A 24,605-nucleotide genomic window follows, 5' to 3' on the forward strand; every position below is an offset into this window, starting at 1 on the left:
GAGGAAGGGCAGCTTCGGGATACTCATGTCGCTTCTGGTCGTTCTCGCGCTCTGCCGAGGAAGCTCGTACGGCTTCACAAAGCTGGCGCTGGGAACGATGACATCGTCTGACGTTCTCTTCCTGAGAATGGCGGTTGGCGCCGTGGCTTTGACCCTATGGGCCTGCCTCTCTGTGAGAAGCCTCGGATGGGTCGCAAGCGATTGGCGCTGCGCCATGGCCTACGCCATCCTGGGCAACGCACTACCGCTGGCGCTCATCACGGTTGCGCAGAAGTGGGTGGCCAGTGGTCTGGCCGCCGTGACGATGGCGGCAACTCCCTTGGTCTGCGCAGTGCTTGCGCACCTCATGTTGCCAAACGAACGCCTGACGCTCCGGGGAGTGTTTGGTCTGCTTCTGGGGCTCGCAGGAGTCCTGGGAATCGTGCTCGTACGAGGCGGGGTGCAGCTTGGCCCGGATGCGCTGATCGGTCTCGCGGCTCTTTTTGGCGCAGCGGTCGCTTTTGCCGGAAACGTTGTGCTCGCGCGTGCCTGGCAGCCGACTCAGCAAATGGGAACGGGTGCCCTCAGCCTGATTCTGGCCACAGTCACTGTCTACCCGTTCTGCGACGTGGATGCGGGATTGGTCGCGCACAGCGGGGATGCGTTGATGGCTTGCGTGCTGCTCGGGGTGATTTCCACGGCCATGGCAGTGGTGGCAATGCTGGAGTTGGCCAAGCGCGCAAGCGCATCCTTCATCTCAACAGTCAACTACATGATTCCGGTGATTGGCCTTGCAATTGGATGGATGTTCTTCGGGGAGCCTCTCTTCTGGTCCGACCTGGCAGCGCTGATCGTGATCGTCCTGGGAACGAGCATGGTGCAGAACAGAAATGGTACGGAGCGCAAACCGTGGATCCTGCGAGCGATCGAGCGCAGGACTTAGGTTGGACGCTTCAAGAAAGTAAGCGGCACTTCGAGTGCCGTTCAATATAGAAGGAAAGGTATACGCAGATGTCAGTTGTCGAAACAAAAAATGCTCCGAAGGCCGTGGGTCCCTATTCTCAGGGACGGATCCATGGAGACCTCTTGTTCATTTCCGGTCAGCTACCGATCAACCCGGAGACCGGAAAGATCGAGAGCGACGATGACGCTGAGCAAGTCCGGCAATGCTTGCGCAACGTCTCCGCGATCGCAGAGGCCTTGGGTGCTTCGCTTTCGAATGTGATGAAGACAACCGTGCTTGTGCGGCGACTTTCCGAGTTCGGAAAGATGAACGCGGCTTACGCCGAATTCTTCTCTGCGCCGTTTCCGGCACGCGCGACATTCGAGGTTTCTGCGCTCCCCATGGGGGCACTCGTTGAGATCGAGGCCATCGTCGCGCTGCCACGCTAGCCGGCGATGCAGCGGCTCAGACTATAGATGAGGAACGAGACTCCTTGCCGAGGCGGACTTCCGGTCTAACTTTGAACGAACTCACTCACTTGAGTTCCTCCAAGGTTGTCGCACCTTGGAACACAGCAAAATCAACAACTGGCAGGCGACGATTTCAAATTTAGACCCCTTGGTTTTTCAAAGTTAGACCGGGGCGTCCGGAATGGCCGTTCGGGGCACCGTGGACGTCAGCTGGGCGGCTCCTTCGCGCCCTGAGCAGCTCCGGAGGGATGGCTACGCGCATTCAGCGCTCCTTCGCCCCCGTTCCCCTCCGCTGACCTCTCTTGGACTGATCAGCTTGTCCTCGAGCGCTCAAGACCTGCGCGGTCCTTAAGGATTGAGACCCGAGGCCAGATGGACGCTGTCACCGAACCTCAAGTTCGTGCACTTCGGCCATCCGATCCAGTTCCGGGACGACGAGGGTTCCGAACCCCGCGCAACGGTTTATTGAACTTGCCGAGAGCCGTCCTTCCGCAACTCTCAGGCGAGCCGATGAATCAGTCATGCCATACAAGTCAGCGTGCGCCTCCATGAACTTCGAAGTAATACCATCTGAGAGACCTGCGAATGACGCGACGTATTGATGTCCGTTTTTTTCAGCATGACTAGCTCCCGTGAGTGCCGCCAGGGACAAATCCTGCTGCAACGCCCAGCCTGGCTGCGTGCAGAGATCCTCAGGAGTCACGAAGCATTTGAGTGAGTCACCGCGATTTGCATGCAAGCAACGCACAACGTTGACGAGCGAGCGAATGACGCCCTTGCATGCCTTGGAACTAACACCACGGTAGCCGCGTTGTCGTGCCCGCACGAAAGCGTCGTCCTCGTCGTCAGATTCGTCAATGGCGACCGCCATGGGTAGATCTCCCAAGCGCACTGTTGCGTCCAGTGCCTTCTCGCGAGGCAACGGCTGCTCGAGGAAAAGGCATTTCTTGCCCAGTCGTTCACCCTTCAACGCAGGGATGCGCGAAAGCTGGGCACAAAGATTATGAAGGCCTTCGACGCCTGCATACTGTTCGTTCCCATCCAACGAGAAGAAAGGCAGTTCAGCCGGCGCAAACTGCGCGCAGATCTCCTCCACCCGCCTCGCATCGGCGTCAGGCGAACCCGAAAGCTTGATCTTCAGGAAGCGCAGGCCCTGATCGCGGACCGCAGAGGCAAGTTCCGACAAGGCAGAAGGCTCAGCTGAGCCGTCACGGGACACAGGAAATCCAACGGTGTGGCGCAACCACATTTTGTCGCGCGGCACGAGCGATTGAAGTACGGCTGAGGCGTCCACACCCAGCAAGTCGGGTGCGCAGGCTTCGCTGAAGCCAATGCCCCATAGGTTGGCGCGTGTTGCTTGGGCGAAGCTCGTCGAGGCCAGACGACAAACGGCGTCGATGAGCGCCTTCTCGATCTGGGCCTGGCCGAAGGATCGAACTAGGGCCGGGAGCGTCGGCGCATCTTGCAGAACCGTCGAGTTGACGATGTTGTGCAACTCGAAGACGGTGCGCGCGCCGTCCGCGGTCAAATAGCCATTCCTAGCCGCGAAGAGTGCCGCAAACAGATCGTCGACGTTCCGCTCTGCACTAAGGTGGGGCCTCTTGTCGAACCATCTGGGCACAGCGAGTTCGGCACTGAAACCTTCGCCGACGCATTCGCCAGCTTGAACGACGACCCGTGTAAACACCTGTGGGCATTCCGAGAGACTGTAGGCGCCGAATCGAAAGGGCTTCTTGAACGCCATGGGCAGTTGGAAGAACTGCACCTCGAGAACCCTCAGTTTGAGAGCGTCCACCATCGACTCACTTCACCTTTTGCGTCTTGTCCAGGAAGTCGTTGGTGTAGAAATCCGTTACTGGAAAGTCCTTCATGTCCTTGTAGGCACTCTTCGCCAGCTGGTAGTCCGCGGTCATGCGCTTGGGATCGAACGACCCGAAGGTAATCTTGGAGTTCGCGTCAATCAGGAGCGGCTTCGTGTCTCTCCAGCTAGCCTCCACGTCCTCGGATTTCTGGCTTGCGGCCTCGGAGACCGCAGCGATGCAAGGCGCAGGCGTCTCGATGCAAGCGACGTAGGCGCGCTGGGTGACCGAGATGAATTTCTTGACCGCCGCGGCCTGGTCCTTCGCGGCCTTGGGATTCACAAAGATCGCGTTGCTGTACGGGTTGAAACCGACATCGCGCATCGCCACGAAACCCAGGTCAGGCCCGAAGGTGCGCTCATAGACGTAGTTGACGCTGTAGAAGTGCTGGGTGATATCGATCGCGCCGGTCTGAAGGGCGGCAATCTTTCCCTCGGGCGCGACATTGACCCACTTAACGCTGTCCTCGGGCACACCAAGCGATTTGGATATGGCGCTCCAGACCGTTCTCGCGGCGTCGCCCGGCGGCGTGCCGATCCTCTTACCGGCGAAATCCTTCGGCGACTTGATTCCCGAACTCTTCTTCCAGTAGAAGCCGAACGGCGAGTTGGCGTAGATTGCCATGACCGCGGTCATTTCCGCGCCCTTGCCGCGGAAATCGAACGCCGTCATCATGTCGATGATTCCGAGCTGGCTCTCGCCAGTGGAGATCTTCTGGGCGGCAAAGCTCGACCCCTTGCCGTTTTCGATCTTAAGATCGACCCCGGCCTGCTTGTACCAGCCCTGCTGCTGGGCATAGAAGATCGGTGCGTGGTCGGCTCCCGGCAGCCAGTTCAACACCAAGCTGAGCTTGTCCTGTGCTTGGCACGCCCCAGTAGCAATCAGGGCCAGGGCGGCGGCGCAGAGCTTCATTTCGAGTCGGTTCATGGTTGTCTCCTGACGTTGGCAGTTGGAAGATCAGTGCATGCCCAGGAGCTTGTAGATGCGGCGCGTGTACTCGCCGAAAGCTTCATGGGTCTTTAGTTCAAGGTTGCGTGGGTAAGGCAGGTCGACCGAGAAGTGATCCACCATCCGAGCGGGTCTGGCAGAGAGGACGACGACCTTGCTTCCGACGAATACGGCTTCCTGGATTCCGTGCGTCACGAAGATGATCGTCTTCCTCGATTCGCCCCAGATCCGAAGCAGTTCGAGATTCATCTTCTCCCGCGTCAGCGCGTCTAGTGCACCGAACGGCTCGTCCATCAACACCAGCTTGGGGTCATGCACCAGAGATCGGGCGATCGCTGCGCGTTGCTGCATGCCCCCCGACAGTTCGTACGGAAACTTGTTCTCGAAGCCCGACAGCCCCACCATGTGCAACAGTTCCCTCGCACGCTCGTAGGTCTCCTTTTTGGGAAGACCGATGATTTCCGCCGGCAGCACGACGTTGTCGATGATGCGGCGCCACTTCAGGAGCAAAGGCTGCTGGAACACCATGCCGATGTCACGGCCGGGCGTGAATGGGTTCTCGAGACTGCCAATGTCGACTGTGCCGCTGTCGAATCCGTGGAGCCCTGCGAGGATCTTCAGCAGCGTCGACTTGCCGCAGCCAGAGGGGCCCACCAGCGATACGAGTTCGCCTTCCTGAATATCGAGCGTGACATCGGAAACCGCCAGGAACTCTTGGTCGTGCGTCCGGTAGGTCTTTCGGATCTTGTCGAGATGGATGAATGGTTGTGACATGGCTACTCCACGCGAGCGTCTCTGACGACCAGCCAACGCTCAAGAGCGAAAACGACGCCGTAGAGGAGGATGCCGATCAGTGTGATCAGCGTGACCGCCATGAACATGGCAGCGGTGTCCAAGGTTGCCTGGACCGACAGCATCAAGTTGCCCAGTCCTTTTTCCGATCCGATGAACTCGCCGACGATGGCTCCCGCTACCGCGAACACCGTGGCAACCTTCATGCCGGAAAAGAGGTACGGCAACGAGCTGGGAAACTGAATCTTCGAGAAGATCTGCCAGCGAGTCGCCCTGACCGCTTTGGCCAGATCGATCAGGTCCGGCTCGACCTCCTTGAGACCGCGCGCCGTGGTCAGCACGATGGGGAAGAAGCAAATGGTGAAGGTGATGATGATGTTGGGTATGACCCCATAGTTGAGCCAGACGATGAACAACGGAGCCATCGCTATCTTCGGAACCATATTCAACGTCACCAGAAGCGGCATCACCGCCATGGCGAACCATTTGAACCAGGATGTCAACAGCGCCAGCGCCACGCCGACGACGACCGCCAGCAGGTAGCCGCCCACGACTTCAACCGCCGTGACGCTGAAATGAGTTGCCCATTTGTAGTGAGGCTGGGCGAGCGTCGCCAACATGTCGATCGGCGAAGGAAGGATGAACTTCGGCACGACGCCCGACGTGGTGGCCCACTGCCAAAGCAGCAGCAGCGCCAGGTGGATGCCGATCGGCCACCCAAGTCGCTTGAATCGGTCGGATGTCATCCGCGAGCCCCCAGGAATGGCGAACCGTTTGATGGCGACTTGCACTTCAGAACTTCCCGGAGTGCACTTCGAACTTGCTGGGCTTGCCGATCAACGGTTTCTCGTTGAGCGCCCAATCAGCGACCCAGTGCACCATCCGGCGCAATGGCACCATCGGGTAGCCGAACAGATCCGCCGAGAGATCGCCATTGACCACAATGGTGTCTTGCTCCATCCCACGAAAGCGCGGCGTTTTGCCGAAGATGCGGCCGAACTGCATGGCAATGTCGTAGACACTGACCACCTCGGGACCGGTGATGTTGATCGGGGCACTTGGCGATTCGCAGTGGTTCAGGCAACGCAGGATCTGCGAATTGGCATCGCCCTGCCAGATCACGTTGACATGGCCGGTGGTCAGGTCGATCTCTTCGTCCTTGAGCACCCAGTTGGCGATTTCCTGGAGCGCGCCATAGCGCATGTCGATCGAGTACGACAGGCGGATGATCCGCCCCGGCGTGCCATGCAGCTTGGAGAAGTGGCGAAAGATCCTTTCCCGGCCGACGACCGAGTTGGCATACTCGCCGGGGCGCGCCATCGGCGGATCTGCCTCGAGCGATCCGCGATGCAGCACGCTGACGCCCGGATAGATGTGGATGGTCGAGAACGCAACGATGCGGCTGCCGTTGAATGCTTCGGCGACAATGGCTGGCACCAGCGCGTTCATGGCCCATGTCATCTCCTGGTCGCCCTCGGTACCGAATTTGCGCCCCGCCATGAAGATCACGTTTGGCAGCTTTGGCAGCTTGTCGACTGCCGCGCGGTCTAGCAGGTCACACGTGATGGTCTCGACGCCCCACTCTTCGAGTTTTTGCTTCTCGTGCGGATCGGAGAACCGTGCCACACCGACCACGCGCTTGTCAGGGGCGGCTCGCTTGGCCATGCGGGCAAGCGTTACGCCCATCTTGCCGGCGACGCCGAGAATGATGATGTCGCCTTCGAGACGGCGCAGGTCATCGACCAGCGCCTGCGACGGCATGGACATGAAATCCTCGAGATGCTCCACGCTCTCGAAGCGCTCGGGGAACGATGCGGGTGTCAGAAGTTGGTTCATGGTGTCTCCGGGGATAGAAAAATTGGGTTCAAGCGAGCCAGCGGTCAAGGTTTTCGCGCACAAATGCGTCGTCGTTCATCTCGGGATAGTCGCGATACACCTGGTCGATCAGTTCCAGTTGCCCCGGGCTCAATACCTCCTGCGGGTCCAGGCAGCGCGTCTGGACCATCAAGCCCTGTCGGCGCAAGACTTCGTGGCATCCGGGCACGCAACCGCGGAAGTCGTTCTGCGAGTCGTAGATGGCACGGTTGCAGTCGGTGACGATGGAGTCGAGCGCGAGCAGCTCGCTGCTCACGCTGTCGCTTTCCTGCGCCGCCCTCAGGCGTCGGTAGAGCTCGACGGCGCTGAGCGTCCAGACGGCCCAATGGCCCAGGAGACCCCCGCGAATGCGCACGGTGACGCGTTCTTCGCCGCGCGGCACGATGAAAGGGACGAGGAGATCCAGCACGATGTGGTCGTCATTTCCGGTGTAGAGGGTCACACGACCTTCTGCCCTCGCCTCCACCAGGCCATGCACGACGTCGAGCGTTCGATAGCGGTTGAACGGCGCAATCTTGATCCCGATGACGTTGTCGATCTCGCAGAAGCGACGCCAGAAGTCCCGGGAAAGAACGATGCCTCCCACCTCGGTCAGCAGATAGAAGCCGATCAGCGGCATCAACTCGGCGACGGCGCGGCAATGGGCAATGATCTCGTCTTCAGAGGCGCCTTTGAAAGCGGCGACGTTCAGCAGCGCCGCGTCGTAGCCCAGGGCCGCGGCGATGTCGGCCTCGCCCTTGGCTTGGGCCGTCGGCCCGGTGACGCCCGCCACCTTGAAGGCGTCCGCCGAATCCCAATCAGCGATCGTCTCGGCCACGAGGCTGAGGACCGGCTCGTACAGGCCGTGGGAGCGAATGGCGAACTGGGTGGTGTGCACCCCGACCGCTACGCCGCCGGCGCCGGCGTCGAGGTAGTAGCGGGTCAAGGCGCGCATGCGGCCCCGATCCAGCTTCAGGCCGTCGGTCAAGGCGAGCAAATGTGCAGGCAGCACCGTGCCTTGGTGGAAGGCTTGCAGCCGGGACGCTGGAGAAGCGGAGGGAGTCATGGGGCGGTTTCGGTCAAAAGGCCTTCGGCCACAAGATGCGTCTGGCGCGCGAACAGTGCGAGGTCCATCCGCCTGAGGTCCGGCGCGATGCGCACCGGGCGGAAATCCATCTGATCAAGGACCTGCGTCTGGATGTCGATGCCGGGGGCAATCTCGGTGAGGGTGAGTCCATCGCTGTCGACGCGGAATACCGCGCGCTCGGTGATGATCGTCGCCTCCTGGGCTCGATCGGCGACTCCGTCAGTGACGCGGTAGGTAATGTGCGAGGCCTGGGCGACGAACTTGCGCTGGCGGCCTTCCCGGACGATCTGTAGTTGGCCGTCCTCGATTCGCACCTCGAGTCCTCCGGTGGTGAAGGTGCCGCAGAACACGAGGCGTTTCGCGTTCTCCGCGATGTCGATGAATCCGCCCGCACCCGGGTTCGCGGTTCCGAAGCGGCTGACATTCACCACCCCATTGCTGTCGAACTCGGCAAAAGCCAATGCGGCAAACTCGCACAGCCCGGCATCGATCAGATCGAACTGGCTCAAGCCGTCCAGAATCGCCTCGGGGTTGACGTTGGCTGAAAACTGCCAGCCGCTCATCACCACGCCGCCATACGAGCCGTGTTCGGTGGTGAACCAATAGTCGCGCACGGTCTGCGCATTGAGCTGGCCCGTCTCGGCCATCACCAGCGGCATATCGGACGAGGCACCGAACCCCAGGATGCTGAGCTCGTGGGTGCGCGTTTCCTGCGCCGCCCGCCATGCGACGATCTTGTCGGCGGCGAAAGGCATTCTTGGCAGGCGGCCGATCACCGGGCCCATGGGCTGGCCACCCAGGTAGCTGGCATCGAAAGGCGTCTGCGTCACCATCATCTGCTCTTCGTCGATGACGACCGCGTCGACCAGGACGCCAGGCAGCGGCACCTGCGTTGCTTGGCGGCTGCCGCGAGGTACGACACGACGCACCTGTGCGATCACACGCCCGCCGCAAGCCTTGACCGCCAGCGCCAGGGCGACGCTCGACGAGACCAGCGCTTCGTCCTCCCAACTGAGGTTGCCGAACTCGTCGGCGGTGGACGCGCGAATGAATGCGACGTCGATCTTCCACGTCGGGTAGAACAGGTAGCGTTGGCCCTCGAAGGTGACGGCTCGAACCAGGTCATCCTTCGCGCGCTCGGTGAACTTGCCACCGCCGTGCTCCGGGTCGATGTAGGTCCCCTGCCCGACGCTGGTCAAGTAGCCGGGAGACTTTCGCGCCACCTCGCGCAGCCAATGCATGGAGGCGCCGATCGGCCAGCTGTACGCTTCAATCTTGTTTTCGCGGATCAGCCGCATCAGCTCCGGGCGCTGGCCGGTCTTCGGATTCACTGGATTGATGTAAGAGCCCGAAACGATGCGCTTGAGCATACCCTCCTGCGCCAAGTGGTCCATGCCCTTGATCTCCATGGCGTCGCCGGTGCCCACGGGAAGGTAAAGCGTCAGGTTCGACGGTGCGCCCGTGTCGCGGTGGCGCTGCCCAAGGGCTGCGAGGCATCGGTCGGGTGTCACCCAGCCGATTACGCCAACGCTTGCAATGGTGGCGCCCGTTGCAATCTCGGCAACGGCCGCTTCAGCGGTCATCACCTTGCCCGTCTTGATGGTAGCTTTCATGCCTTGACTCCGAAGCGCGACAACGTCGCTTGTGCGGCCGAAGTCGCGCAGTGCGTTACGAACAGTTCTGACGCCGCGGCGTCCGCGTCGGCCGGTGTGGACAAATGGTGCTCTCGCAGGAATCGCTTGATGGACCTTCGCGCGGGAGGCGGAAGCGATGCCCAAGCCTCGGCCAGCGCCTCCGCAGAAGTGATTGCCTCGCCGTCTTCGCAAACGGTGTCAACCAGGCCAATCGAACGCGCTTGTGGCGCTGTCATGGCGGAAGCGCCCAGTAGAACATTGCGGGCGCGTACGGCGCCGCATCGGTCGATCACCGGCTGGATACCCCATGGAGGAATCCAGCCGTTCAAGACCTCGGGCATGTGCCACTTGGCCGAGATTTCCGAGACTACGTGGTCGCAGGCTGCGGCGAGCGACACCCCTCCGCCGAGCGCGAACCCTCGTACCGCCGCGATGACGGGTAGGTCGATCTCGTAGATCGTTCGGGCCAGCGCAGCCTTCGCATGTTCGATCTGCGCCATGCGCGCGCCCGTCTGTCCGGCCAGCTCCTTGAGGTCACTGCCCGCGCAGAACCAGTCGGCCTCGCCGTACAGCAGTGCGACCGCGCAACGCGGATCCTCATCGGCTTCTCGGAGAGCGGCGGCGATCTCGACCGCGGTCTTGCTATCGATCGCATTGCGCCGGGAAGGTCGTTCGATGCGGAAGTGCCAGACCCCCGAGCCGGTTTGGATATGTGCACCCATGTCAGTCGTCCAATCGTGCGTTGTGTTGATTCAGGATGGTTCGAAGGTCCCGCCCCTCAATGAGGTGCGGGGCGATGTTTTCTTTTACGGAGACTGCAGCCGCGTGGCCAACCGCGTGGCCGTACGAAAAGCACTGGGCCGTCACCCGTGCGGACGCCACTGCTTCATGCTCGGCAGACAGGCAGCGGCCGGCAAACAGCAGACCCACGCCGCTCTCGGGCACGAAGCAGCCATAGGGCACCTCGTACCAGTCGTCCAGCAGCCAGTTGACGACCGGCTTCTGGCCGGTGTGAAGCTCGATCGGCCAGGGCGACCGGGCGATGCCGTCCACGTGCTTTGTGCCGCTGAGGATGTCCGCGTTGCGCAGGAGCGCACGACCCGCGCCTTGCCGTGTCTGGCGCACGCCGACCTGCACGCCGGTGTCATTGATGAAACTGTTCTCGCATCCCACCAGGTTTTCGCGGAAGAACTTTGCGTACTCTCGTGCCTGCAGGCGCCCTTCCACTTCTGCCTCCGAAAGGTCCCGAGCGAAGGTGGCGCTCAGTTCTCGACCATCTGCGCCGAGCACACGAGTGCAGTTGCACAGCAGTTCGCCAGGGCGTGTTGTTGTGAATAGCCAGATCTTGTGACGGGGCAGTTTGTAGCGCCCCATCGCGTTGGCACTGGCTATCAGTGCTGACACAGCAGGCGGCATGATGGTGTCTTCGCCATAGGCCTGAAGGAAGCTCGCCGTATCGACGCCTTGAATCCGAAAAATCATCGTCGGGTTCTGCACGCGCCCTCCGTCGCCCATGAATGTCCGAAAGCCGGACATCGCCAGCAGGTCGGCGTCGCCGCTTGCATCGATGGTGATGTTGGCCCGAACCGTTAAGGGCCCCTCTTTGGTATAGGCAACGGCCCCTTCGATTCGTTCGCCGCCTTCCACCAGGGCTGCCGTCACAACGCTGTGAAGGATGACGCGGACGCCGGCACGCTGAAGCAACGCATCGGCCGCTTCGCGCCACACCAGGGGGTCGTGGACATGCGTCCAGGTCTTCCCGTACTTGAGCGCCGGCCCAAGACCGCCACGTTCCCTCAAAGCACTCACGAATCGTTCGGCGAAGCCATGAACAACCTGCCGCGGCCGGACACCGGGCTGGTCGGTTGCCTCGTAGAGGCCGCACACTGTGCCGGACAGTCCTGCGACCGCCCCCCCGCCGCAGAATCCATATCGCTCAAGGAGAACGACGTCCAGCCCTTGCTCCGCCGCGGTCACTGCCGCGGCCACTCCGGCCGCCCCACCGCCGACGACGAGGACGTCGCAGCGGAGCTGCGAAGGCGGACGGAGGTCTGTGGCTGTCATATCCAAGTGATATATTAGTCTGGCTGGAACGGACTTTAGTTGTGACCACCGAGTCTGTGAATAAGGGTTTTCACGAGCCTGTGCAGCAAGCGGCCTTGAGCCGTCCTTCGACATACGAGTAAGATATCAGCGTGAAAGATCCCAATCGAACTTTGAGCAAGTCCCAGCACGGCTTGGATCCCGCGGCGAACGATGCGTCGCAGACGGACGTCGCCTACGAGCGTCTGCGCGAGGCGATCATTAGTTTGGAACTGCGTCCGGGTGAGATGTATTCAGAGGCAGATCTGGCTGAGTTCGCGGGCATCGGGCGTACGCCAGTGCGTGAAGCCTTGCATCGATTGACCCGGGAAGAGCTTGTCGTTGCCCGGAGAAACCGAGGCATCTTCGTCACCCCGATTGACGTCATTCGGCAGTTGCAGCTGCTGGATGTTCGACGGGCGCTTGAGCAGTTGCTGGCGGCGCGCGCCTGCGAACAGGCAACTGAGGACGAACGCCGCCAAATGCTCCATTTGGCGCAAGCCTGCGAATCGGCGGCGGCAACCGGCGACGCCGCGGAGTTTCTTAGAGTGAACCGCGAGGTCCAGGACCTCAAGGCCAGAGCCGCTCACAACGAGACGCTCAAGAACACGATGGATCTGTTTTACGGCCTGTCACGCCGTTTCTGGGTGGCGTACCACGCACGTTTGCCTGACAGCCTGAAAACGGCGGGCGGCATCCACGCGCGAATTCTTCGTGCGATAGCGACATCGAACGTCGAGCAAGCAGTGGCTGCCTCCAACGAGCTTCTCGACTATCTGGAGCATTTCACCAAGCTTACTGTGGATCTCAGGGCTACTTATTAAGTCCAGGGTCGACCTCCCGGAAGCCAGGTCTGACGGAGATACGGCTGGATCGGCTGGCCATAGGCTGTCGGCACCATGCCCTGGCCCGTGCGCACGAAGTCCCCAGCGGGTCAGACATGGCGGATGGATGGTAGGCAGCGACCACCGTGCGGGCGCAGTGCGGTACAGCGGCGTAGCGCCGCTTGTGACCGCTACAAGCACGCCGGCATGGCGCGCAGCGCCGGCCGTCCCTAAGCTGTCGTCCATCGCAACCCAGCATTGGACGTCCCGAGCGACTTCGTTCGGAGCAGCCCACCAATTTTTGGCTAGTCATGATCGAGAAGCTGGAACTCAACCATCCCCGGATGCTCAGCGCCCTCTACAAGCAGCGGACCGTGTCGGCGGCGGCCGAGGCACTCGATGTCTCGCAGCAAGCCGTGAGCCTTCAGCTCAAACGCATCAGGGATTCTTGACGATCCCTTGTTCGACATACGCGCACGAAGCTAGTCAACCCCGCAGGTCGCCCAGCACACGACAAGATCATGGATGCGCATCACTTCGAGAAGGTGCTCTCTACGCACGAGGAAAGCTGACGGACCGCGAACGTTCACGCTGGGGTCAAAGGCCAGCACCATGCCGGCTTTTGTCTTGTCGACATAGGTCGCAGAGATCCCGCTCCAGGTGGCGCCAAGCAACTCAAGCATCTGCATTGAGGGCATCCGGAGCTTGATCGATTCGGACGTCAAGGAGCAGTCGAACGTCCCGCGCTCGCGCATGTATCCCTGCGACGCGGTGATCACGCTGATTCCCTCGCGTTCTGCGTCCCGTGTCCACCCCAGGCTCCCGTAGTAGGGGTCCAGGAAGTGCCTGGAGGCCTCCGACCAGCCGACCTCCCCGAGGTAGATGGAGTGATTGTCGTTACTGTTGATGTCACTCTGGGCGATCCGTTTGGCGACTGCCTTTGAACTGAGCTTGGTGACGTCGAACCGCTTCACCAGAGCGCCTTCGACGTTCATCCAGATCTCTCGACGGCCATCCTTGTACGAAGCCTCGTAGGCCGGCCGCGGCATGGTCCATTTGAAGTCCGCATAGAAGTTCACCCAGTCGCTTTGCGACGGTGCGTCCCTGCAAAGCAGGAGATCTGCTGGCAGCGGCACGTCATCGGTCCTCTGTACCCAGACCTCGGGAGTCGCAGCTACGCTCCAATCCTTGACACGGGCACCCCTCCAGAACGCCGCCGTTCCCGCGGGCTCCTCATCACTTTCGGCAAGTGGCTGCATGACGTTTGAAGGATCGATGTCCCGGAAGCTGTCCTGCCAGCTCCCCTGGTAGACGGCCCCGATCTCCTTCGTGCTGGTGCCGCCTGCGTACTGATAGTGATCGGCCATGAACGCGAGCATCTCGTAGTAAGCAATCCACTGGTACTTCTTGCCCATGCGCTCGGCCTTTGCCTCCTCTCGGCCGCTCGACTTGATCTCGCTGTCGAACTTCTCGAAGCGCTCAGCGGTCCACCCGAGATCGAAAACACGGCCCACGACGTAGCGTTGAACCAGCTTGAGATCAAACAAGGGCGCGTGGCGCATCCCGGTGCCCGCGATGATCTGATTCATGAGTGGCGCGAACTCCTCGGCCCGGCTGGGGCCCAGCATCTCGAGCAGAAGGTCCCGAATCTTGAACAGGACTTCGTCGACGGCATGGCGCGCAGGCGCTTCACCGCGGCCCTTCTGGCCGGTGCTTGCGCCGACTGTGGGCAAGCGCCTGTTCAGCCGAGCAATGCCAGCGCTTTGCGCGGCTTGCTCGAAGATCTCCCAGGCGCGACGCTCGTTCGCTGACAACTTCGCGAGAGCTTGCTCGACCCGCCGCTCGAGGGACATCCATTGCGGCTCGTTCAACCGAAGCGAAAGCCAGCTTGTCGACCAGGAATTCGTGCCGATGATGTATCGGCCGAAGTCATCGGCCATCACCGAGTTGCGGATGCGGTTCTGTCCCCATGAGCTTGACCGCGTCCCGCCACTCGAGCGGTCAGGCACGATGGCGTCGATTGCGGCTTGGTCAGGAATGGTGGGCCAATCGCTCGCGTAGGGTGGGTCCACACCCTTCCAGAGCGACCCGTTTGACGCAAGCAGATGTTCGGCCCGCTTGATGATGCCTCGCGCGTACTCGCGCAGAAGCAGATGCGAGCGAGGGCGGACGCCCGCAAACACCGCTAGATGCGTGGCGTCGGCCACGATCTTGGCACCCGCCGCGTCGGCCGTGAGCATGGAGGCGCCGTAGGAAGCCGCAAGCACCCGCTCGGCCACATAGGCATCGTCCAACCCCGAAAACCTCTGGACGAGATCAGCGATGAGCTCAGGTCGCCATGTCAGAACCCGCACCAGCGACTTGCTCGCGTGGTCCCGGAGATAGCGATTGGACGATGTGAGCAACCATGCGATGGCCGTCGCGGTGAGTCCCGCCGCTTCGTCGTCAAGAACGCTGTGGGGCCACAGGCGGCTGCTCCATTGAACCAGTCGATCGACGGCGCTCCCATTCTCCCAAAGGGCATGGAGCCCCGTGCTCCACCAGGCATCGCGATCGGCCATGCCTGACTTGCGAAGCTCCTGGTCGAGGAAGTTGGCGTTCAGTGGGTGATCCGGGATCGTGGCCGCAGTTATCAGCGTCTCGATGACCTTTGCGCTTCTCGTCCTCTTCAGTTGAAGCAGGACTCGAACTGCCTCCTCCTTCACTGCCGCGGGATCTCGCCAGACGATGCTGTTCAGAAAAGCAGCCGCCGTGTGGTGGTACGTTGCTAGAGCGGGGATGTTCCAGGAGCACCTGTTGCGTTGCCTCAACCGCTTCGCCCAAGGACGTCTGGATCGCGGCGAGGGGACTTTCGACGGTCGGGTCGTCGGACAACGTCTTGAACTTGTCGAGCGCCTGGTCGCATGCCAAGCGCGCCGCAGCGATCAACGGATCCAGCACCGCATTCGGGCCTTTGGCAACGCTGAAGGCGTGGCTACGCACCTGCTCCCGAATACTGCTCGCAACCGAACGGATGCGGTCGAAGAACGCGGAAGTCCTTCCGAAGGCCTCAAACTGCTCGCCGATGGACAGCTTGACGTTAAGTTCAGCCGTGTACCGAGGTCCGGCAGACTCGTGAGCCTCGACCAGACGGGCGCGGAACCAGGCGTCATCGAGGTATCGGGTGTCGAAAAAGAACTTGGCCAGACCGTCGTTTTCGGGCTTCGCGAGCTCCGCCAGCAGTTCGTGGCTGCCTTGCCAGACGAACTCGACCTCCATACCTTTGTCGCTGGCCCACCGCGTCCAGGTAACGACGCGATCGGTCCAGCGTTGCTGCGCCGACTTGCCGCGTCCGGACCGCCCATCGGGAAGATCCAGAGGAACGCACGCGATGTAGCAGGTCAGCTTGGGGTGCCCGTCGAGCGCGGCTCTCACGGATTCGTCGAGCTGCGACCACTGAGAGTCGCCGAGGGTGTGAAAGTATTTCGATTGCCAAGCCAACTCCGTGGAGTCCGGCAGCACCGCATAGGCTTCCACGCCGGAGTCGGGTCGCCCCTTGCGGTGGAAAGTTGAGCCCGCCGGCCGTCCGGCGCGGGCGAGTTGCGTGCACAGCTCTTCAAAGCTGGCGTGCTTCGACCCACCCAGGGGTCGGATCGAGGTCCAGTCTAGATCCAGCGACATCTATGCGAGGTCCTTGCTCGGTGGGTCGAAAGGGTGTCCGGCGGGCTGTCGAAGCACTGCCTACCAACATTCTCAGTGTGGATGACAGAAAGTCTGCTCGGTTTCCATCTGAGCGCATGTGCGACACGCGGCTAGGTGACTGCAATGCTCGCGGACTCTTCTACTCAGTTCTGTGTTGACCAGGAGCCTTGATCCCTACGCACCGCGAGGGCATGTGCGGGCCCCTCATGCTGCCGGTGACCAGCGGCGGTTGACGGCCGAGATCGGCTAGCACGGCTGTGAGAAGCGAACAATCAAACGGTTCACGCCTTGGCCGTCCACTTCGAGCACGACCAGTCATCCAGTGCTCGCCAGCTGAGCAGCGGCGTTCAGTCTGAAGCAGCCGTCGCTAGGGCGTACAACGCGGAGGCACTAACCATCCCGAGATGCGGTGCGAAAGAAATTGGGTCGCACCGCACTCATTGGCCCCATGCAGGTCGCCACGCACGACCACTTCTGAAGGGGTGCAGGGGTTCTTCTAGTCCCGTACTTCAGTAGCGTCGACATCCAGAGCCTTTCAGATCAACTCGGCAAGCGCCTGCGCGGGCCTCAATACCAATGCGTACTCCCCTCTAGAGGCGCATCGACTGATCACCTCGGGGCACTCGCACGTGAAAAATACGGCTGCCCGTGCCGCTCTCACCAAGGGGCACCTGAGCCGGTTTTCGGATACCCCCAATCCAGAGTTTCAGTACCCCTTTGGATACCCCAAAGATGCGCTGGATTCAGGCATACTTCCTCGGAATCAATCGGACGATAGAACGGCCCTCTCCAGAGGAGAAAACAAAAAAGCCGGACACCTTTGGAAGTGTCCGGCTTTGTAGCTGGTCCCGCCGCCAGGAATCGAACCTGGATCTCAGCCTTCGGAGGGCCGAATTCTATCCGTTGAAATACAGCGAGAGAGGTGCTCCGCAAAGCACCGGAGCCACACATTATGGCCTATCAGGCCGCGGTGGTTTCCGCGTCGTGCGCCGTCGGGACGCCACCGGCCGGCGTGCGCGAGAAACCGAGCCCGGCCAGGTAGACGCGGAAGGTGCGCCGCCCGGTCGACACGAGGTCGAAGGCCGTGGGGTCGAGCAGCCAGTTCTGGATCAGCCCACCCATCAGGGCGTGCATGCCCTGCGCCGCGACCGCACCCGGCAACGGCAGCCGGATGCGGGCGCGCCGCGCGGCCAGCCGCAGGGCCTTTTCGAAATCGACCACGCAGGCGTTGCGCGCGTCCAGGTGGCGCTGCTGCACCGAGGCCATGTCGTGCGTGTACTCGACCTTGTGGGTCGCGATGTCGAACACGCGCCGCACCTGCGGGTCGGCGACCATGAGCGTCAGCGCATGGATCAGGCCTTCCTCGATCTCGACCAGCGGGTCATCGCCGGGGATGTCGCTCTTGGGCGGCGTCTCCAGCGGCAGGATCACGCGCTCCATCATGGCGTTGAACAGATCGGCCTTGTCCTTGAAGTGCCAGTAGATGGCGCCCCGGGTCGCGCCGGCCTGCTGCGCGATCTGCTGCAGCGTGGTCTGCGAAACACCTTGCGCCTGAAACAGCAGTTCCGCGGCATCGAGCAATCGATTCCGCGTCGCCAGTGCTTCTTCCTTCGTACGACGTGCCACCAAGTCTCCTGATTTGTAAAGCGAACGCCCTTTGCGTATCGTGGGGCCATTGCATGGCTGTCACTATACATCCATGAATGTATGTAAACTAGCGCGCTTCTCGGATGGCCCACCTGCCCGTGCTGGTTTACGGATCTCTCCCGCAAACGCGCCATCTCCCGTCTTCGCATCAAAGGAATCACATGCCTCTTCTGCATGTCTCGCGTCAACCGTCCTTGTCGTTTTCGCCGCGTCTCGCGACCGTGGCCCTCGTCTCCCTCCTGTTCCTGGCCGCCTGCGGCAAGGGCGAGGCCCCGGCCGGTCCGGGCGGCGGTGGCGGCGGCGCCCGTCCGGCGCCTGAAGTCGGCGTGGTGACGGTCAAGCCCACCGACGTGGGCCTCGTGACCGAGCTGCCCGGCCGCCTCGAAGCCTCGCGCATCGCCCAGGTGCGCGCCCGCACGCCGGGCATCCTGCTCAAGCGCGAGTTCCGCGAAGGCAGCGACGTGAAGGCCGGCCAGCTGCTGTTCCGCATCGACCCGGCACCGCTGGTGGCCGCCACGCAGAACGCCCAGGCCGCCCTGGCCCGCGCCGAAGCCAACGCCGTGCAGGCCAAGGCACTGGCCGACCGCTACAAGCCGCTGGTCGAAGCCAACGCCGTGAGCAAGCAGGAATACGCGACGGCCGTGGCCTCCGCCAAGACGGCCGACGCCGACGTGGCCGCCAACCGCGCGCTGCTGCAGACCGCCAAGATCAACCAGGGCTACGCCGATGTCACCTCGCCCATCGCGGGCCGCATCGGCCGCGCGCTGGTCACCGAAGGCGCACTGGTCGGCCAGGGCGACGCCACCGAGCTGGCCGTGGTGCAGCAGATCAACCCGCTGTACGTGAACTTCACGCAGTCGGCCTCCGACGTGCTCAAGCTGCGCCGCGCCGTGGCCGCCGGCCAGTACAAGCGTGCCAGCGGCGAAGAAGCCGCGAGCATCCGCGTGGTGCTGGAAGACGGCACCGACTACGGGCAGGACGGCAAGCTGCTGTTCTCCGACCTCACGGTCGACCCGACCACGGGCCAGGTCACGCTGCGCGCCGAGATCCCGAACCCCAAGGGCGAGCTGCTGCCCGGCCTGTACGTGCGCGTGAAGCTCGAGCAGGCCCAGGTGACGAACGCGATCACGGTGCCGCAACAGGCCGTCACGCGCACCCAGCAGGGCGACCACGTGACGGTGGTCAGCGCCGACGGCAAGCTGAGCCAGCGCACCGTGAAGATCAGCGCCGCCAAGGACAACCAGTGGGTGGTGCTCGACGGCCTGAAGGCCGGCGAACAGGTGATGGTCGACGGCTTCCAGCGCCTGCAGATGATGCCGCCCGGCACGCCCGTGAAGGCGGTGCCGTGGCAGAAGCCGACGCCGAACGGCGCGGCTGCACCCGCGGCACCGGCAGCGTCTGCTGCCGCAGCGGCACCCGCCGCCAGCCCGGCTTCGGCCCCGGCTGACAAGAAGTAATCAGGAGCGCCTCGCATGGCCAAATTCTTTATCGACCGACCTATCTTCGCGTGGGTGATCGCACTGTTCATCATCGTGGTGGGCGGCGTCGCCATCACGCAGTTGCCGATCTCGCAGTACCCGCCGGTGGCCCCGCCGGCCATCGTGATCAACGTCGCCTACCCCGGTGCCTCCGCACAAACGCTCGAGGACAGCGTGCTGTCCGTGATCGAGCGCGAGATGAACGGCTCGCCCGGCCTGATCTACATGGAATCGGTGGCCCAGGCCGACGGCACCGGCGCCATCACCATCAGCTTCGAGGCCGGCACCAACGAAGACCTCGCGCAGGTGGACGTGCAGAACCGGCTCTCGCGCGCCACGCCGCGGCTGCCCTCGGCCGTGACGCAGCAGGGCGTGCGCGTGGACAAGTCGCGCAACAACTTCCTGCTGTTCGCGATGCTGTCCTCGGACAACCCCGACTTCGACCCGGTGGCGCTCGGTGACTACGCCGCGCGCAACATCGTGCCGGAACTGCAGCGGATCGACGGCGTGGGCCAGGCCCAGCTGTTCGGCTCCGAGAACGCGATGCGCATCTGGATCGACCCGGCGAAGCTGCAAGGCTTCAACCTGTCGGCCAACGACGTCAATGCCGCAATCCGCGCGCAGAACGCCCAGGTGGCCTCGGGCACGCTCGGCGACCTGCCGAACATCCCCGGCCAGGCGATCTCCGCCACGGTCACGGTGAACGGCCAGCTCAACAGCGTCGAGCAGTTCCAGAACATCGTGCTGCGCGCCAATACCGACGGCTCGACCGTGCGCCTGAAGGACGTGGCGCGCGTCGAACTCGGCGGCCAGAACTACGCCACCTCCGCGCGCCTGAACGGCGTGCCCGCGGTCGGTATCGGCGTGCAGCCCACGCCCACCGGCAACGCGCTGAAGTCGGCCAAGGCGGTGCGCGCCAAGATGGCCGAGTTGGAGCGCTACTTCCCCAAGGGCGTGAAGTGGGACATTCCTTATGACAGCTCGCGCTTCGTGCAGATCTCGATCTCCGAAGTGGTGAAGACGCTGTTCGAGGCCATCGCACTGGTGTTCCTGGTGATGTTCCTGTTCCTGCAGAACTGGCGCTACACGATCATCCCGACGATCGTGGTGCCCATTGCACTGCTGGGCACCTTCGCCACGCTGCTCGCATTGGGCTTCTCGATCAACGTGCTCACCATGTTCGGCATGGTGCTGGTGATCGGTATCGTGGTGGACGACGCCATCGTGGTGGTGGAGAACGTCGAGCGCATCATGAGCGAAGAGGGGCTGTCGCCGCTCGACGCCACGCGCAAGGCGATGCAGCAGATCTCGGGCGCCATCATCGGCGTGACCGTGGTGCTGATCTCGGTGTTCGTGCCGCTGGCTTTCTTCGCGGGTTCGACCGGCAACATCTACCGCCAGTTCTCGGCGGTGATGGTGGCCTCGATCGGCTTCTCGGCCTTCATGGCGCTGTCGCTCACGCCGGCGCTGTGCGCCACGCTGCTCAAGCCGGTGGAAGCCGGCCACCACCATGAGAAGCGCGGCTTCTTCGGCTGGTTCAACCGCGGCTTCTCGCGCACGGCCAAGGGCTACGAAGGCGTGGTCGCGCGCATCCTGCGCCGCGCCGCACGCTACCTCGTGATCTACGCCGCGATCATCGGCGCCGTCGCGTACTTCTACACGCACCTGCCGAGCTCGTTCCTGCCCGAGGAAGACCAGGGCAACATCATCGTGAACGTGCAACTGCCCCCGGGCGCGACGCAAGAGCGCTCGCTGTCGGTGATGCAGCAGGTCGAAGGCTTCATCCTGAAGCAGCCTGAAGTGCAGAGCATCGTGAGCGTGATGGGCTTCAGCTTCTCCGGCCAGGGCCAGAACGCAGGCCTCGCCTTCGTGACGCTGAAGGACTGGGAAGAACGCAAGGACCCGGCCAACTCGGCCAGCGCGCTGGCCGGCCGTGCCTTCGGTGCGCTGTCGGGCATCCGCGACGCCTTCATCTACCCGCTGAGCCCGCCGCCGATTCCCGAACTGGGCAACGCCAGCGGCTTCAGCTTCCGCTTGCAAGACCGCGCGGGCGCAGGCCACGAGGCGCTGATCAACGCGCGCAACCAGCTGCTGGGCATGGCCTCGCAGAGCAAGATCCTCGCGCAGGTGCGCCCTGACGGCCTGGAAGACGCGCCGCAGCTGGAGATCGACATCGACCGCGACAAGGCCAACGCCCTGGGCGTGAGCTTCGACGCGATCAACAGTGCGCTGTCGACCTCGCTGGGTTCGAGCTACATCAACGACTTCCCGAACCGCGGCCGCCTGCAGCGCGTGGTGGTGCAGGCCGATGCGCCGGCACGGATGCAGCCGGACGACCTGCTGCGCCTGAACGCCGTCAACACCAAGGGCCAACCGGTGCCGCTGTCGGCTTTCGCGACCACCAAGTGGGTCTCGGGCGCCACGCAGACCGTGCGCTACAACGGCTACCCCGCCATCCGCATCAGCGGTGACGCGGCGCCGGGCCAGAGCACGGGCGCGGCCATGGCCGAGATGGAAAAGCTCGCCGGCCAGCTGCCGCAAGGCTTCGGCTTCGAGTGGACCGGCCAGTCGCGTGAAGAGAAGCTCGCCGGCTCGCAGGCCATGATCCTGTACGGCTTCGCGATCCTGGCGGTGTTCCTCTGCCTGGCCGCGCTGTACGAGAGCTGGTCGATCCCGCTGTCGGTGATCCTGGTGGTGCCGCTGGGCGTGCTGGGTGTGCTGGTGGCGACGATGCTGCGCGCCTATTCGAACGACGTGTACTTCCAGGTGGGCCTGATCACGATCATCGGCTTGTCCGCGAAGAACGCGATCCTGATCATCGAGTTCGCGAAAGACCTGCAGGCGCAGGGCCGCGGCGTGGTCGAGGCCGCGCTCGAGGCCGCGCACCTGCGGTTCCGTCCCATCATCATGACCTCGCTGGCCTTCGGCCTGGGCGTGCTGCCGCTGGTCCTGGCTTCGGGCGCAGGCTCGGCGAGCCAGCGTGCCATCGGCACCGGCGTGCTCGGCGGCATGGTGACCGGCACGGTCCTGGCCGTGATCTTCGTGCCGGTGTTCTTCGTGGTGGTGCGCACGCTGTTCAAGGGCAGCGCGCGCCAGCACGAGGCCGACAAGCGGCATGCGGCAGCTGCCGGCATCACGGGAGATACCACACACCATGACTAAGAAACCTCTGATCCCCACCGTGCTGGCAGCAGCGATGCTGCTGGCGGGCTGCTCGCTGATCCCGACCTACGAGCGCCCCGCGGCGCCAGTGCCGACGACCTACCCGGGTGACCCGGCACAGCCGTCGGGCCCCGCCGCGGCCGCCCTGCCCTGGCAGGACTTCTTCACCGACCCGCGTCTGGCGGGCCTGATCCAGACGGCGCTGGCGAACAACCGCGACCTGCGCGTGTCGGTGCTCAACATCGAGCAGGCGCGTGCGCAGTTCCAGATCGAACGCTCGGCGCTGTTCCCGGCGCTCGGCCTCACGGGCACGGGCTCGCGCTCGAGCCCCAACGCCTACCAGGCGATCGATCCGACGCAGGGCAGCGTGGCCTCGCAGTACGCGGTCAACTTCGGCTTCACCGCGTGGGAGCTCGACTTCTTCGGCCGCATCCGCGCGCTGAAGGACCAGGCGCTGTCGCAGTACCTGGCCACCGAAGAGTCGCGCAAGGCCGCGCAGATCAGCCTGATCGCGGCCGTTGCCAGCGGCTGGCTCACGCTGCTGGCCGACGACGAGCTGCTCGAGATCACGCGCCAGACCATGGTCACGCGCGACGAGTCGGTGCGCCTGACCAAGCTGCGCTTCGACAACGGCGTGTCGTCCGAGATCGATTTCCAGGCCGCGAACTCGCAGGCCGAGACCGCGCGCGCCGCCTATGCGCAGCAGCAGCGTGCCCGCCTGCAGGACGAGAACGCGCTCGCCCTGCTGCTGGGCGCGCCGGTGCCGGCCGAGGCCACCGCCGGCGGCACCAAGGGACTCGCGGGCATCCGCCCCATGCCCGACGTGCCGGCCGGCCTGCCCTCCGACCTGCTGACCGAGCGGCCCGACATCCGCGCGGCCGAGCAGCAGCTGATCGCGGCCAACGCCAACATCGGTGCGGCGCGCGCGAACTTCTTCCCGCGCGTGTCGCTCACGAGTTCGATCGGCACCGCGAGCAGCGAGTTCTCGAACCTGTTCGATCGCGGCACCAAGGCCTGGAGCTTCGCGCCCACGGTCACGCTGCCGATCTTCGATGCGGGCCGCAACATCGCGGGGCTCAACTCGGCCAAGGCCGGGCGCGAGATCGCGGTGGCGCAGTACGAGAAGTCGGTCCAGACCGCGTTCCGCGAAGTGGCCGACGCACTCGCGGGCCGCGCCACGCTGGGCGAGCAGGCGCGCGCGCAGACCGCGCAGGCCGACGCCGAGGCGGTGCGCTACAAGCTGTCCGACCTGCGCTATCGCAACGGCATCGCCAGCGCGCTCGACCTGCTCGACGCACAGCGTTCGCTGTTCACGGCGCAGCAATCGGCAGTGGCCACGCGCCTGCTGCAGCTGCAGAACCAGGTCACGCTGTACAAGACGCTGGGTGGCGGCTGGGCCACACGCAACAACGGTTGAGACACCTGCGCGTCCGATATGGAGAGGTCAATTGCCCGCGCGGGCAAAGGGCCTCTCTATAATCGCCGGTTGGTTAGAAAAAGCCCCCGACGAGCCCCCCGTTATTGAGGACGCCATGAGCGCAGACCCGCACAACCAGGCCACAGAAGAAGCCCATACCGGCCCGATCAAGAACCCGAAGCAACTGCTGCTCGCGGTATTTTTCTCTTTCATCATTCCGATCCTGATCATCGTGGGCCTCGTGTCCTATGTGGTCTCGGGCACCAAGCCCGCCGGTACCGCGGAGGGCGACAACATGGCGCTCTACGGCGTGACCAAGGAATCGCGCGACCGTGAAGTGGCCGAGCGCCTCAAGAAGGTCGGCTCCATCGAGATCCGTGACGCCAACCGGCCGCTGGCCGCTGGCGACGCCGTGTTCAAGGCCCAGTGCGTGGCCTGCCACGGCGCCCCCGGCATCCCCGGCGCCCCGCACCTGAACGACGCCGCAGCCTGGGGCCCGCGCATCGGCCAAGGCTACGCAACGCTGCTCGAGCACGCGCTCAAGGGCAAGGGCGCCATGCCCGCCCAGGGCGGTGGCGACTTCGAAGACATCGAAATCGGCCGTGCCGTGGTGTACCTGGCCAACGCCGGCGGCGCCAAGTTCCCGGTGCCGGACCGTCCGGCAGCGGCCGCCGCACCGGCCGAAGGTGCATCGGCTGCGGCCAGCGCGCCTGCCAAGTAAGCGATCGACGGCGCCTCGCGCCCATGA

The 24,605-nt window shown here is 63.5% G+C and carries 20 protein-coding genes and 1 tRNA gene; 8 read left to right on the top strand and 13 right to left on the bottom strand.

All coding sequences use genetic code 11. From position 1 onward, the window contains the following. The first annotated feature begins 25 nt into the window (after positions 1 to 25). Positions 26 to 922: a DMT family transporter gene (locus FFI97_RS23200; protein WP_185993696.1), complete on the top strand. Its 897-nt coding sequence runs from the start codon at positions 26 to 28 to the stop codon at positions 920 to 922. A 68-nt stretch (positions 923 to 990) separates the two neighbouring features. Next, positions 991 to 1,371 (top strand): Rid family detoxifying hydrolase, encoded by a 381-nt coding sequence (locus FFI97_RS23205; protein ID WP_139705018.1) that lies wholly within the window; start codon positions 991 to 993, stop codon positions 1,369 to 1,371. 403 nt (positions 1,372 to 1,774) lie between these two features. Here the strand turns inward: FFI97_RS23205 and FFI97_RS23210 are convergent, their stop codons facing one another. From FFI97_RS23210 to FFI97_RS23250, 9 genes are read right to left on the bottom strand one after another with little or no spacing between them, the layout of a single operon-like run. Next, positions 1,775 to 3,190 (bottom strand): enolase C-terminal domain-like protein, encoded by a 1,416-nt coding sequence (locus FFI97_RS23210; protein ID WP_139705020.1) that lies wholly within the window; start codon positions 3,188 to 3,190, stop codon positions 1,775 to 1,777. A gap of 4 nt (positions 3,191 to 3,194) precedes the next feature. Then, positions 3,195 to 4,178: an ABC transporter substrate-binding protein gene (locus tag FFI97_RS23215; RefSeq protein ID WP_139705022.1), complete on the bottom strand. Its 984-nt coding sequence runs from the start codon at positions 4,176 to 4,178 to the stop codon at positions 3,195 to 3,197. 30 nt (positions 4,179 to 4,208) lie between these two features. Continuing rightward, positions 4,209 to 4,973 (bottom strand): ABC transporter ATP-binding protein, encoded by a 765-nt coding sequence (locus tag FFI97_RS23220; protein WP_139705023.1) that lies wholly within the window; start codon positions 4,971 to 4,973, stop codon positions 4,209 to 4,211. A gap of 2 nt (positions 4,974 to 4,975) precedes the next feature. After that, positions 4,976 to 5,782 carry an ABC transporter permease gene (locus tag FFI97_RS23225; RefSeq protein ID WP_221937711.1) on the bottom strand — a complete coding sequence of 269 codons (807 nt, stop codon included), beginning with the start codon at positions 5,780 to 5,782 and terminating at the stop codon, positions 4,976 to 4,978. A 1-nt stretch (position 5,783) separates the two neighbouring features. Then, entirely contained in the window at positions 5,784 to 6,827 is a 1,044-nt protein-coding gene (locus FFI97_RS23230; protein ID WP_139705025.1) for an NAD-dependent epimerase/dehydratase family protein, read from the bottom strand. A 28-nt stretch (positions 6,828 to 6,855) separates the two neighbouring features. Next, entirely contained in the window at positions 6,856 to 7,911 is a 1,056-nt protein-coding gene (locus tag FFI97_RS23235; protein ID WP_139705027.1) for a dihydrodipicolinate synthase family protein, read from the bottom strand. Next, entirely contained in the window at positions 7,908 to 9,545 is a 1,638-nt protein-coding gene (locus FFI97_RS23240) for an acyl CoA:acetate/3-ketoacid CoA transferase (protein ID WP_139705029.1), read from the bottom strand. The genes FFI97_RS23235 and FFI97_RS23240 overlap by 4 nt, the downstream gene beginning before the upstream one ends. Then, the gene (locus tag FFI97_RS23245) at positions 9,542 to 10,288 is read right to left on the bottom strand and encodes an enoyl-CoA hydratase/isomerase family protein (protein WP_139705031.1); all 747 of its coding nucleotides are present in this window, start codon (positions 10,286 to 10,288) and stop codon (positions 9,542 to 9,544) included. Before FFI97_RS23245 ends, FFI97_RS23240 begins: the two co-directional genes overlap by 4 nt. 1 nt (position 10,289) lies before the next feature. Next, positions 10,290 to 11,630 carry an FAD-dependent oxidoreductase gene (locus FFI97_RS23250; protein WP_139705033.1) on the bottom strand — a complete coding sequence of 447 codons (1,341 nt, stop codon included), beginning with the start codon at positions 11,628 to 11,630 and terminating at the stop codon, positions 10,290 to 10,292. Positions 11,631 to 11,782: 152 nt separating this feature from the next. Here FFI97_RS23250 and FFI97_RS23255 point away from each other — a divergent pair, with 152 nt between their 5' ends. Both FFI97_RS23255 and FFI97_RS23260 read left to right on the top strand, forming a co-directional pair. Continuing rightward, a complete protein-coding gene (locus FFI97_RS23255; RefSeq protein WP_185993697.1) occupies positions 11,783 to 12,472 on the top strand; it encodes a GntR family transcriptional regulator in 690 nt (229 codons plus the stop codon). A gap of 311 nt (positions 12,473 to 12,783) precedes the next feature. Then, complete coding sequence (locus tag FFI97_RS23260; protein WP_221937712.1) at positions 12,784 to 12,924, top strand: LysR family transcriptional regulator; 141 nt, start codon at positions 12,784 to 12,786, stop codon at positions 12,922 to 12,924. A gap of 30 nt (positions 12,925 to 12,954) precedes the next feature. Here FFI97_RS23260 and FFI97_RS23265 read toward each other — a convergent pair whose 3' ends face one another. The 4 genes from FFI97_RS23265 to FFI97_RS23280 form a co-directional block, all read right to left on the bottom strand. Next, a complete protein-coding gene (locus FFI97_RS23265; RefSeq protein WP_139705036.1) occupies positions 12,955 to 15,033 on the bottom strand; it encodes a hypothetical protein in 2,079 nt (692 codons plus the stop codon). Further along, positions 14,918 to 16,132 (bottom strand): hypothetical protein, encoded by a 1,215-nt coding sequence (locus tag FFI97_RS23270; protein ID WP_139705038.1) that lies wholly within the window; start codon positions 16,130 to 16,132, stop codon positions 14,918 to 14,920. The genes FFI97_RS23265 and FFI97_RS23270 overlap by 116 nt, the downstream gene beginning before the upstream one ends. Positions 16,133 to 16,996: 864 nt before the next feature. After that, positions 16,997 to 17,071: transfer RNA gene (locus FFI97_RS23275), tRNA-Arg, on the bottom strand. A 42-nt stretch (positions 17,072 to 17,113) separates the two neighbouring features. After that, entirely contained in the window at positions 17,114 to 17,782 is a 669-nt protein-coding gene (locus tag FFI97_RS23280) for a TetR family transcriptional regulator (RefSeq protein ID WP_139705040.1), read from the bottom strand. A gap of 179 nt (positions 17,783 to 17,961) precedes the next feature. On the opposite strand from FFI97_RS23280, the gene FFI97_RS23285 reads away from it, so the two are divergent. From FFI97_RS23285 to FFI97_RS23300, 4 genes are all read left to right on the top strand, one after another. Then, positions 17,962 to 19,257, top strand: a complete 1,296-nt coding sequence (locus FFI97_RS23285; protein WP_062481754.1) for an efflux RND transporter periplasmic adaptor subunit — start codon at positions 17,962 to 17,964, stop codon at positions 19,255 to 19,257. A 15-nt stretch (positions 19,258 to 19,272) separates the two neighbouring features. Further along, positions 19,273 to 22,440, top strand: coding sequence for an efflux RND transporter permease subunit (locus FFI97_RS23290; protein WP_062481757.1), 3,168 nt, complete (start codon positions 19,273 to 19,275; stop codon positions 22,438 to 22,440). Further along, a complete protein-coding gene (locus tag FFI97_RS23295) occupies positions 22,433 to 23,857 on the top strand; it encodes an efflux transporter outer membrane subunit (protein WP_062481759.1) in 1,425 nt (474 codons plus the stop codon). The genes FFI97_RS23290 and FFI97_RS23295 overlap by 8 nt, the downstream gene beginning before the upstream one ends. Before the next feature lie 115 nt (positions 23,858 to 23,972). Next, on the top strand, positions 23,973 to 24,578 hold the full coding sequence (locus tag FFI97_RS23300) for a c-type cytochrome (RefSeq protein WP_062481762.1): 606 nt from the start codon (positions 23,973 to 23,975) through the stop codon (positions 24,576 to 24,578). Positions 24,579 to 24,605: the final 27 nt, after the last annotated feature.

This window comes from Variovorax sp. KBS0712 (genome assembly GCF_006323185.2).
Taxonomy (GTDB): domain Bacteria; phylum Pseudomonadota; class Gammaproteobacteria; order Burkholderiales; family Burkholderiaceae_C; genus Variovorax; species Variovorax boronicumulans.